Source organism: Microcystis sp. M061S2 (assembly GCF_020245605.1).
GTDB lineage: Bacteria > Cyanobacteriota > Cyanobacteriia > Cyanobacteriales > Microcystaceae > Microcystis.
Genome location: NZ_JADBUP010000007.1, coordinates 1 through 11,226 on the forward strand (window position 1 = coordinate 1; position 11,226 = coordinate 11,226).

The window sequence follows — 11,226 nt, forward strand, 5'->3', positions numbered from 1 at the left end:
CAGAAAAGAGCTTCTAGACTAGACATAGATGGGTTGGGGGTGCTGAGTTTATATATTTTTCAGCTTACTAGCCCCCGCCTTTTCTTTCCTCCCTTATCCCGAACTGACGTTAAGTAGGGTTTGCGGCAAAAAGTACGGGCGAAGCATTCGGATAGAAAATCTCCGGTTTCACCGATAGGTTATTGCCCGAATGCTTCGCCCCTACAGGACGCGGGCCGATGAAGACGCAAGGTTTTGAAGCACGATTCTCTCAAAATCTTGCACCTGTTTCGCGAGAAAAGCCACAAAACCGCTACCTTGCCTACATTTCACATTTATTCAGCAAACCCTAATTAATTTTTGAGAGGGCAAAAATGAGAAAAATAAGCATAAAATTGCCTAAAATCGCTAAATAGAGCATTTAATTGATTAATGCTCATTCTTAATTCTCCTGACGACCGACTCCTGACTCCTGACTCCCGACTCCTAACCCCACCAACAAACTTTTTGCCGCAAACCCTAGCTTAACACCATAGTTCGGGAACCCGTACCGATCGAGCCGTTGTCAGGGGGCCTCGTATTTCGGTAAATTAGCACTCGGAAGGTAAGAGTGCTAATCTGGAAAAGACACTTACCCAAATACAAGAGAAACGGAGGATATTCCATGGCTGCAGTCAGCATCAACGTAACTACTGTTAAACCCCTAGGCGATCGAGTTTTCGTCAAAGTTAGTCCCAGCGAAGAAAAAACCGCCGGTGGTATTTTCCTTCCCGACGCCGCTAAAGAAAAACCCCAAATCGGGGAAGTCGTGGCCGTAGGCCCCGGCAAACGCAACGATGACGGTAGCCGTACCCCTGTAGAAGTGGGTGTGGGTGACAAAGTTCTCTACTCCAAATATGCCGGAACCGATATCAAACTTGGTGGCGAAGAATTCGTTCTCCTCTCCGAAAAAGACATTCTCGCCGCCGTTTCCTAATCATCTACCCTTGAAAACCCCTATTTTGCACGAATAACGATACATTATGGCTAAATCTATTATCTACAACGAAGATGCTCGTCGCGCCTTAGAAAAAGGCATGGATCTTCTGGCCGAAGCGGTGGCCGTCACCCTTGGCCCCAAAGGTCGTAACGTCGTCCTCGAAAAGAAATTTGGCGCACCCCAAATCGTCAATGATGGCATCACCATCGCTAAAGAAATCGAACTGGAAGACCATATCGAGAACACTGGTGTGGCTTTAATCCGCCAAGCCGCCTCAAAAACCAACGATGTAGCGGGTGATGGTACAACTACCGCCACCGTTCTCGCTCACGCTATTGTTAAAGAAGGTTTACGCAACGTCGCCGCCGGTGCTAACCCGATTTCTCTGAAAAAAGGGATCGATAAAGCTGCCGATTTCCTCGTCAGTCAAATCGCCAAACACGCGAAACCCGTAGAAGATTCCAAAGCGATCGCACAAGTGGGCGCTATCTCTGCCGGTAACGATGATGAAGTCGGTCAAATGATCGCCTCGGCCATGGATAAAGTCGGCAAAGAAGGCGTAATTTCCCTAGAAGAAGGGAAATCGATGACCACCGAACTAGAAATCACCGAAGGGATGCGTTTTGACAAAGGTTATATCTCTCCCTACTTTGTCACCGACACCGAACGCATGGAATGCGTTTTTGAGGATCCCGCTATTCTGATTACCGACAAAAAAATCGGTTTAGTACAGGATTTGGTTCCCATTCTCGAACAAGTGGCCCGTCAAGGTAAACCCCTAGTAATTATCGCCGAAGACATCGAAAAAGAAGCTTTGGCAACCCTAGTGGTTAACCGTCTGCGCGGTGTTCTTAACGTCACTGCGGTGAAAGCTCCTGGATTTGGCGATCGCAGAAAAGCGATGTTAGAAGATATCGCCGTCTTAACCGGTGGTCAAGTCATTAGCGAAGATGCGGGTTTAAAACTGGAAACCACTAAAATTGACAGCTTAGGTACGGCCCGCCGTATCACTATGAACAAAGATACCACCACCATCGTCGCCGAAGGCAACGACGTGGCAGTGAAAACCCGTTGTGAGCAAATTCGCCGTCAAATCGAGGAAACCGATTCTTCCTACGATAAAGAAAAACTGCAAGAACGTCTGGCTAAATTAGCCGGCGGTGTGGCAGTGATTAAAGTCGGTGCCGCTACCGAAACGGAAATGAAAGACCGCAAATTGCGCCTAGAAGACGCGATTAACGCCACTAAAGCAGCCGTAGAAGAAGGTATCGTCCCCGGGGGTGGTACTACTTTAGCTCACCTCGCTCCCCAATTGGAAACCTGGGCTAAAGAAACCCTCCAGCATGAAGAATTAACCGGTGCTTTAATCGTTTCTCGCGCCATTGCTGCCCCCTTAAAACGGATCGCTGAAAATGCCGGCCAAAACGGTGCAGTTATTGCCGAACGGGTGAAAGAGAAGCCCTTTAATGTCGGTTATAATGCCGCTACCGGTGAGTTCTCCGATATGTTTGAGGCGGGTATCGTTGACCCCGCTAAAGTGACTCGTTCTGCCCTACAAAATGCCGCTTCTATCGCCGGTATGGTTTTAACTACCGAGTGTATTGTTGTGGATAAACCGGAAAAAGAAAAATCCGCTCCTCCCGCTGGCGGTGGTGACTTCGACTATTAATAATTAGTCTGTTTTTTCTTGACTCGATCGCAATTAAGCGATCGAGTTTTTTTTATGAAAAAACATCACTCTGGGTTAAGAGTTAATCGGCTAGGATAATATCAAGGTTTTACCCGAACTCATATCGCTATAGATTTTACCGACTCGTTTGATCGATTCTACGGTTCTCATTCACTTGAATTTGTTTGAGGTTTTCTAAATCTTGAATCTGTCGGATCTCTGGCAGTAATTCCAGTCCTTCGATTCCGAATTTTAACTCTAGTCCTAATTCGATACTGTTAAAAATTTCTCTCCGAATTCCTAAGTCTGTTGCTTCTTTGAAGATTTCGTAATACGACGAGGATTCTCTTAAGATTGCCATATCCCACCTTATGATCTCTGTACCGTTGCGCTGTCCAGTACATAAGATATGAAATTCTTGAATAATGTGGAATGTGGGGACTTCACTTTAGCTCCATCCCCCCCATCATCCCAAGAAGCGATCGAGATAGCCATTTAAAAAATACTAAAATTGATTTCAATGGCTGACCCGATTAAAACTAATGTTCTACAAATCACGATGAGATTTGCCACGAAAGGAGGGTATTTTTGGACAATTTTGTTGTTATAGAGATCGTAAAGATCTCCTAACCACTCCTCCCTCCTGTCTTTTGGCAAAATGAGGGCAACAGGTATGGCTAACCACCGAGTTGTCCAGGACTTCCGATACAAAACCTCCATAATTTGATTGACAACGGCTTCCGACTCAGACAGGTTTCCAATGGAGGAGATTGTGCCTGAACTCTTGAATGCCAGACATAGTTCTTTCTCCCAATTGGGTAAGGTGATAATACCTCCTTCTCGCACCGCCTCTGTCATCGGGACGCTCATCTCCCCATCGAGATTTGATAAGTCCTTTTTCTTCCAGGCTGTGAAGAGTAGGATAGAGAGAGCCAATACGGAGCTTTCTGTGTCCCCCACTAGCATCTGCGATGGACTCAATAATTTGCAGTCCGTATAACTCTTTATTTTGAAGAGACAATAGAACAAGCTCTTCATTAGGAGTAACAGAAACTGGTTTCGGGACTGCTCTTGAGACTGGTTTTGCGGAATTGATGTCATGGGGATTTCCTCCATTATTTGACTTTTGATTGCCCCCTGAGTCAGGGCAATACTGATTAAGTGTGCATTTCATGGTAAAGTTTCTCCTTGCAATCCCTTGAATTAATAAATTATGGTACTTTGACGTTATGGTTCTTCTGGTTTCTGTGTGGAAACGAGGTCTATACTGATAGTTTCTTCCGCCAAATAGCGATTAAAGTTTTGCCGGATAAGCATTTCTCACCTTACATAAGCAAAAATTATCACACAAAGTCGAGAAGAGCCACATTATTCTCGCTCCTAAAATTGAACGCAACAAGATCCCGTTAGAAAAAAGCCCAGAATAGTGTTAGAACAAGTCGAGGATAAGTTTGACTTTGTTGTTGATCGCAAACCACGAATAAATTTCAGGGACTGGCGGATACAGGTACAGGCAATGGTGTAGGTAGTTAATAATAATTGTCGTTCTTCCACTTTGCCTTCAACCTTATCTGTCCAAATTTGCCCGCTTATACTTATAGGGTTGATTTCTGCCACACTAAATACTAAGGTCAAGGTGTTTTGAAATGCCATTAAGGTTGTCCAGGCGTTTTGCAATGCCAATAAGGTTAATTGCTTATTCCGAATCAAGAATTCTCTCGCCTCCTCAATCATGTCTTGCTTTCTGTGACTGATGATGTGATCTAAGAGCCGTTTAAATTGAAATGGGTTTACGAATTTCGCCTCATTCTCAATCAAGAAGCTTACGAATGCCTCATTCTCAATCAAGAAGCTGTAGGTGCTGTCTTCGCGCATCATCAAGAAGTCTTTCGCCTCATTCTCAATCAAGAAGGTGTCTTGCCCCTCATTCCCAATCAAGAAGTCTTTCGCCTCATTCTCAATCAAGAAGGTGTCTTGCCCCTCATTCCCAATCAAGAAGTCTTTCGCTTCATTCTTAATCAAGAAGCTGTCTTGCCCCTCATTCCCATACATGGTAAACCCCATAGAATCAAAAACTGGCGGGGGAAACAAAACATCACCGCTTGACCGAGCATTAATTTCCAGCCTGATATCCTTGAACTGTATATCAGCAAAAGCTACGGACTCTATAAAAGCAAAAGGGGCTGAAGCCAACATAAATGCTGCCTTCGCGCATTGTTTTAATTGTTCGTTCATTAATAGTTCTCTCCTGGAAGCTGATCTTATTCTAAGATACCTTAGAAAAATGATATTTGACAAGCGGACGCTACTAATACCATTTTTCTTTATTCTTGCCCAGCGTCCTACTCCCCTCTCCCCTTCTGGGCTATCCCTTATAGGGATATTTCTTAACAATTTTTTCAGTAAGCACTCCAACCCTTATCCTGACTTGATTTTTCTCTGTCAGTAAGGGTGTTAACAAGGAATATTACAAATTGTTAACCGAGTCTTGAAAGCGTTGTGCTGCAAAGGTTTGAAATGTTAAGAAAGATGTGACTAAAGGACAGGGGGGTGAGGGAAATTAACCATCTCTGCCATTACTTCAGAAAAATGGTATAAATACCCTTCTCGCAGGGGTATTTTTCTGTAAATTTAGTTGCCGCAGCTTGGGTTGAACAGAGTGAAACCCAACAACCGAGGATTTATGTCGGGTTTCGTTGCCTCAACCCGACCTACGAATTTACTCGGCCATATCTACTTTTAGATCGGTGAAATCTTTCTGTAAAGAGTCTAATTTTTCCGTGATATTTGTCAGGATAATTTCTAGGGAATCGGTGACGGGGGATTGACTCATCTGAATTTCCGGGAATATTCGATCGCCTAGTAATATTGTAGGCTGATAATCGTTGCCGTTGCCTCTGGATTGGTAATTCTGCCATCTTTCGGGAGTGATAGAATGCGAAGTATCCCCCGCAACAAGGAATTTAGTTTATGAGTCAATCGGGAGAAACCGTCACCTATTCCCTAGAAGCCATCCTGACGCGGATCGAGGGAAAGATCGATCGAATCGATGATCGCCTGACAAAACTAGAGGTAGGACAGGCAAAATTAATCGAGAAAGTCGAGGGAATGGATAAGCGGTTAGAAAGGCTAGAAAACGAACAATCGGGGCTAGTTAAGGATATATCCGATTTAAAAGGGGCGAAATCGCTGATTATCCCCGTAACCGTCGCGATTATTACCGCCATACTCACGGTTTTCCTTCGCTCTTTACCCTCTCCCTAGACGAATCGCGCCCGGCCTAGAAATTGCCAAGTCTAGCGGAACGAGCGCCAGCTGGCGGGGGTTAGGGAGATGGGCAGAAATTCCTTTTCCATTCGCCCGCAGGTAAGCTGTTGACTATCTAAATTACTGGTTAAGACTGTCTATGAGTGCCGGAGTTGGGAGCGGGGAGAGGTAGTTCGAGCATTTGTACTAAACTTTTCAAGACGCGGTTTCAAGGCAGTACAGCTTATCTATACCAGGATTTCGGCAAAACATGAAAATTATCGCCTACACCTATACCAATCCCCTGCTTGATAGTCCCCCCGATGCCTCGATTTGGGCCTATTCTCCCGAACAAGTGTATCAGGATTTTGGTGATCGCTCACAACGGCAGCAACTGCTCCGCGATTGTCAAGGAACTCCCCCCCGACTGCTGATCCTGCGTCGTCTAGCAGAATTGGGAGACAATGGCACAGAAGTTAGCAAAATTTTACAATCCTTAGAAGCCCTCGACATAGATATAATTGCCCTAGAAGACCCAGATTATAAGCTGAATTTTGCCAAGATTCTGCAAGAAATATCAAAAAACGAACTAAGTAATCGTTTAAAAGTAGGTCACGCTCACAATCGTCTGCAAGCTTTACCTCCCCCCGGAAAAGCACCCTACGGTTATCGTCGTGGCAAGGAGCGTTATATACTCGATCGCAGTACCGCGCCGGTAGTCAAAGACTTTTTTGATCGCTTTTTGATTTCCGCTTCCCTGCGTTCCACGGTGCGCTATCTAGAAAAACGCTACGGTAAGAAGATATCGGTAGCTACTGCCCATAAATGGCTGACTAATCCCGTTTATCGCGGCGATTTGTGCTATCTCGGTCAAGATATTATCCCCGATACCCACACCCCGATTATCTCCCGGGAAGAAGCGGCCCAGATCGATCGCATCCTGAGAAATAATCGCAAATTACCCCCCCGCAGTGCCAGCGCCCCGCGTTCCTTAGCGGGTTTAGTCGTCTGTAGTCAATGTCAATCGGGGATGACGATTACCAAAGTGACAGCGCGAGGAAAGGGCCTAGAATACCTCTATTTGCGACCTTTGCAATGTCCCCGGACAAAAAAATGTTCGGCGATCGCTTATGAAAAAATTCTCAATAGCACAATCGAGCGCATTTGTCAAGACCTACCACCGACGATCGCTCAGATATCTTTACCGGATTTAGAGGGGATCAAACGGGGAATGAGCGAGGAAATAGGACAAAAAAACGATATTTTGTCCCAATTGCCCTCCCTAGAAGCGGCGGGAATTTTAGATCAAGAAACGGCTAATCTACGGGCCTATAAACTGAAAAACGAGATCGCGCAGATTCAAGGACGTTTAGACCAATTACCCCCCGATAACCTGACCATTATCGCTCGTGCCGTTGCTTTTCCGCAATTTTGGCGAGATTTATCGGAAATCGAGCGCCGTTTTTATTTTCGCGAGTTTATCCGTCGCATCGAAATCGAGAGGGAAACGGCTAATAATTGGCATTTACGTTTAATCTTCGTTTTTTAAGAGTCTCGGACAATCTTAAAGTTAGCTAAAAATTGAGGAATTTTTGAGTGATCAATGCTAAGAAAAAGGCCAACAGCGATCGATCTCAACTATGAGCAATAACAAAAGATTAACTAGGTATAAAAAAGGGCGAAAATCTTCCAGGAGAAAACCCCACCTTTACGATTATCACTATAACCAACCCGGGACGATGCCGGGGTTGATCACCATCGATGAAAATGCCGTTGCTACCGAGATATTTTTAATTAATTATAATTCTCAACAAGCCACTATAGTTAATAATCTCTTACCTCAAGACTGTCTTAAATATTTATCCGATGATTCCATCTCTTGGGTTGATATCGTCGGTTTGGGTAATGAAGATAAACTGCAAGAGTTGGGGGAAATTTTTCATTTACATCCCTTAACCCTTGAGGATATAGTCAGTATTCCCCAAAGACCAAAAGTGGAAGAATGCGAGAATTATATTTTAATAATAGTGCCAATGGCTATCCTGATCGATCATCAGGGTTTTTTGCTAGAACAAATCAGTTTAATCGTTGGGAAGAATTATGTTTTAACCGTGCAGGAAGAAGGACAATACGATTCTTTAGAGGCAGTTAGGGAAAGAATCCGTTTAAATAAAGGTTCCATCCGGCAGCAAAAATCGGGTTATTTAGCCTACTCGATTTGGGATGCCATTATTGACGGTTATTTTCCTGTTTTAGAGTCCTACGGAGAAAGAATCGAGGAGTTAGAAAACGAAATTTTAGCTAGTCCCACGGAACAGACTTTATCAAAAATTTACCAAATACGTCAGGAATTACTCTCCCTGCGACGAGCAATTTGGCCGCAGAGGGACATCCTCAATGCGCTTCTACGGGATGAGTACATTGTCATCGATACAACGATTAAACCCTATCTAAGAGACTGTTATGACCATGTGGTACAAATCCTCGATGTTATCGAAAATTACCGGGAATTTGCCAATGGTTTAATGGATTTTTACCTATCTTCCGTGAGTAATAAAATGAACGAGATTATGAAAACTTTAACGGTAATCTCGACGATTTTTATCCCGCTCACCTTCATTGTCGGTATTTATGGCATGAACTTTAATACTGATAAATCCCCTTATAATATGCCCGAATTAGAATGGTATTGGGGCTATGTATTCGTCTGGGTGTTGATGCTAACCGTTGCTTTCAGTTTAATCATTTTCTTTTGGCGACGCGGCTGGTTTAAGAACCTATCGACAGTGAAGAAAAGATAAACTGTTAAGCAGATTAGACAGACTGGATTACCTTGCCGGCATCTAGCAAGAGAAAATGGCTATCACAGAGAAATTAATAATTTAGTGTCTGCGGTATTTTTTAACACTTTCAGTTGATGGCTTCTAATTTTGTCCAACCAACTATAGTGCTGGTTGTGACATTGATAGACGATATCGATGTCACCAATCTCTGACTTAACTTGAGCCAAGTAGTTTTCTAGTTCGCTAATTTTCATAACCAATCTCGCTTGCGCTGAAGGACATCAACCCTAAACCAAGAATTATCCCTAAAGGATAGGGGTGACTACAGTTACTATTATAGGCCGATCATAATTCTTAAAAAAGTTCTTATCTAACAAAGTTAGCTAATGTCAGGGTTAGATGATATCGGCGAAGTTTCTTTCTAGTCGTCTAGGGGTCAGCGCCATGACTAGGTAAAAAAGCTTATTTACCCATAATCGCGCCAAGTCAATTGAGCAAGCGGTCGATAAAATTTCCTTATTATCGATTTTAGACGAGTTACTGAAATTGGCACTAACCGTTAATTATTTTGAGGAGTTTCAGCAATTTTTTGAATAATGGTCTCAATAATTTTCTGGATTAAATGAACCAAACAGAGGAAAATCGAATTATCTTAATCTGTAAGGGGAAGTTGCCAAAAAGGAGACAATTGTGCGACGGGGAAGACATAAAATTTTTATCGGGATGGCCCCGGGGGTCGGGAAAACCTATAAGATGCTGGAGGAGGGGCATAGCCTGAGAAAGCAGGGAACCGACGTGGTGATTGGACTGCTCGAAACCCACGGCCGGAAAGAGACCGCCGCAAAAGCCGAGGGATTGGAAATTGTACCGAGAAAAATCCTAGAGAAAGAGGGAGTCACTCTCTCGGAAATGGATACAGAAGCGATTATCGCCCGCTCACCGCAGCTGTGTCTGATCGATGAATTAGCCCACACGAATGCACCAGGTTCGGAGCGAGAGAAACGTTTTCAGGACGTGGAGATAATTTTATCTCAGGGAATCGATGTTTACTCGACCGTGAATATCCAGCATATTGAGAGTTTAAACGATCTAGTCGCCCGAATCACTGGGGTGGTGGTGCGGGAGCGAATACCCGATCGAATTTTGGAGGAAGCTGATGAAGTGATTGTGGTAGATGTTACCGCCGAAACCCTAGAGGAAAGATTATTAGCGGGAAAAATCTACGCTCCCGAAAAGATCGAACAATCTTTAAATAATTTCTTTCAACGACGTAATTTAATCGCCCTCCGGGAACTGGCCTTGCGCGAAGTGGCCGATACGGTAGAAGAAGAAGCGAGTAATTCCACAAAATTTATCGGTCAATCCTGTCCCGTTCACGAACGGGTATTAGTCTGTATTTCCACCTATCCCAACTCTTTACGATTATTACGTCGGGGAGCGCGGATAGCGGGGTATATGAACGCGGAATTTTTCGTGATTTTCGTCGATAAACCCGAGCGCTTTCTCACGAAAGAGGAGGCTTTACATATCGAAACCTGCGAACGTTTATGTCGGGAATTCGAGGGGAAATTCTTACGGGTTAAAAGCTATCAGGTGGCGGCAGCGATCGCTGAAGTGGCCGAACGGGAACGGATCACCCAGATTGTGATCGGGGAGAGCCTTCAATCGCGCTGGAAGAATTTCATCAAAGGTTCTTTCACCCAAAAACTCATGCGTCTGATCTGGCAGAAAAATATCGATCTTCACATCATCGCCACCGATCCAAAAGTACCAATTAAAGACGCGCGGGCCAAGGGGGTGAAAAGGTGACTACCTGACTTGAAAGAGGTTGTGGGGTGTGGGGTGTGGGGTGTAGGGTGTGGGGTGTGGGGTGTGGGGTGTGGGGTGTGGGGTGTGGGGTGTGGGGTGTAGGGTGTAGGGAAGGAAACCTCGGGACTTTCTGCCACTTCCCCAGTCCCCCTCTCAAATCAGCAACGCCCTCTGGGATGATATTCTAGGAGTTAATCTTTAATGCAAATCCGTTGTCACTTAAGGGAGTTAACTCATGCAGGTAAATAATCTCGGCTTTATCGCTAGTATCCTATTCGTCCTAGTACCCACTGTTTTCCTCTTGATTCTGTTTATCCAAACCAGAGAGGAAACCGAGGGTTAAATTCCTTTTTTATCTCTCAATCCAAGCTTTTGGGGGGTTCTACCCCCCAAACCCCCCGTTGGGGGCGTGGCGCCGCCCCCAAACCCCCCGCGCATTAGTTTTTCGGTGGGATGCTTACACGCAGCTGCCAATACATCTATCATAATTTAACAGTCACTCCCCTTGCAGAAGTGCCTCTCCTGATATGTAGCCTATACTCAGCGGATTTAGTATAACCTATCGGTGAAACCGGAGATTTTCTATCCGAATGCTTCGCCCGTACTTTTTGCCGCAAACCCTATTTAACCCCAGTTCGGGTTAAGCAGCGGGGGGTAAAGCCCATTCCATCTTCAAGGAGGGTTTTTTCGGCTGGTGACAGTAAGCAATCAAACCACAGAGAAGATTAACGCAAAAATTAACAGGGCTGCGGTGGCGGGAA

11 protein-coding genes and 2 pseudogenes are annotated in these 11,226 nt (G+C 44.6%); 7 read left to right on the forward strand and 6 right to left on the reverse strand.

Features of this window, described 5'->3' with window-relative positions; all coding sequences use genetic code 11:
* The first annotated feature begins 643 nt into the window (after nucleotides 1-643).
* Both groES and groL read left to right on the forward strand, forming a co-directional pair.
* Complete coding sequence (groES, locus tag IM475_RS01080) at nucleotides 644-955, forward strand: co-chaperone GroES (protein WP_002737272.1); 312 nt, start codon at nucleotides 644-646, stop codon at nucleotides 953-955.
* A 46-nt stretch (nucleotides 956-1,001) separates the two neighbouring features.
* The gene (groL, locus tag IM475_RS01085; RefSeq protein WP_002755764.1) at nucleotides 1,002-2,627 is read left to right on the forward strand and encodes a chaperonin GroEL; all 1,626 of its coding nucleotides are present in this window, start codon (nucleotides 1,002-1,004) and stop codon (nucleotides 2,625-2,627) included.
* 136 nt (nucleotides 2,628-2,763) lie between these two features.
* On the opposite strand, the gene IM475_RS01090 is transcribed toward groL, so the two are convergent.
* The 4 genes and pseudogenes from IM475_RS01090 to IM475_RS22915 all read right to left on the reverse strand — a co-directional run.
* Nucleotides 2,764-2,988, reverse strand: a complete 225-nt coding sequence (locus IM475_RS01090) for a hypothetical protein (RefSeq protein WP_287726394.1) — start codon at nucleotides 2,986-2,988, stop codon at nucleotides 2,764-2,766.
* 384 nt (nucleotides 2,989-3,372) lie between these two features.
* Nucleotides 3,373-3,801 (reverse strand): PadR family transcriptional regulator, encoded by a 429-nt coding sequence (locus tag IM475_RS01095; RefSeq protein WP_287726396.1) that lies wholly within the window; start codon nucleotides 3,799-3,801, stop codon nucleotides 3,373-3,375.
* A gap of 206 nt (nucleotides 3,802-4,007) precedes the next feature.
* Nucleotides 4,008-4,862: a calcium-binding protein gene (locus IM475_RS01100; RefSeq protein WP_287726398.1), complete on the reverse strand. Its 855-nt coding sequence runs from the start codon at nucleotides 4,860-4,862 to the stop codon at nucleotides 4,008-4,010.
* 487 nt (nucleotides 4,863-5,349) lie between these two features.
* Nucleotides 5,350-5,460, reverse strand: a pseudogene (locus IM475_RS22915) (shikimate dehydrogenase); the annotation flags it as partial.
* Between the two features lie 137 nt (nucleotides 5,461-5,597).
* On the opposite strand from IM475_RS22915, the gene IM475_RS01105 reads away from it, so the two are divergent.
* The 3 genes from IM475_RS01105 to corA all read left to right on the forward strand — a co-directional run bounded on the left by IM475_RS01105 (nucleotide 5,598) and on the right by corA (nucleotide 8,674).
* Nucleotides 5,598-5,891 (forward strand): hypothetical protein, encoded by a 294-nt coding sequence (locus IM475_RS01105; protein WP_002759475.1) that lies wholly within the window; start codon nucleotides 5,598-5,600, stop codon nucleotides 5,889-5,891.
* A gap of 253 nt (nucleotides 5,892-6,144) precedes the next feature.
* Nucleotides 6,145-7,422, forward strand: a complete 1,278-nt coding sequence (locus IM475_RS01110) for a recombinase family protein (protein ID WP_287726399.1) — start codon at nucleotides 6,145-6,147, stop codon at nucleotides 7,420-7,422.
* A 91-nt stretch (nucleotides 7,423-7,513) separates the two neighbouring features.
* Nucleotides 7,514-8,674: a magnesium/cobalt transporter CorA gene (gene corA / locus IM475_RS01115; RefSeq protein ID WP_287726401.1), complete on the forward strand. Its 1,161-nt coding sequence runs from the start codon at nucleotides 7,514-7,516 to the stop codon at nucleotides 8,672-8,674.
* A 62-nt stretch (nucleotides 8,675-8,736) separates the two neighbouring features.
* Here the strand turns inward: corA and IM475_RS01120 are convergent, their stop codons facing one another.
* Entirely contained in the window at nucleotides 8,737-8,910 is a 174-nt protein-coding gene (locus IM475_RS01120; RefSeq protein ID WP_287658007.1) for a hypothetical protein, read from the reverse strand.
* 436 nt (nucleotides 8,911-9,346) lie between these two features.
* Here IM475_RS01120 and IM475_RS01125 point away from each other — a divergent pair, with 436 nt between their 5' ends.
* Nucleotides 9,347-10,465, forward strand: a complete 1,119-nt coding sequence (locus IM475_RS01125; protein WP_287726402.1) for a universal stress protein — start codon at nucleotides 9,347-9,349, stop codon at nucleotides 10,463-10,465.
* Nucleotides 10,466-10,700: 235 nt separating this feature from the next.
* Nucleotides 10,701-10,808: a photosystem II reaction center protein PsbM gene (gene psbM, locus IM475_RS01130; protein WP_002745897.1), complete on the forward strand. Its 108-nt coding sequence runs from the start codon at nucleotides 10,701-10,703 to the stop codon at nucleotides 10,806-10,808.
* Between the two features lie 297 nt (nucleotides 10,809-11,105).
* On the opposite strand, the pseudogene IM475_RS01135 reads toward psbM, so the two are convergent.
* A pseudogene (locus tag IM475_RS01135) lies at nucleotides 11,106-11,226 on the reverse strand (IS982 family transposase); the annotation flags it as partial.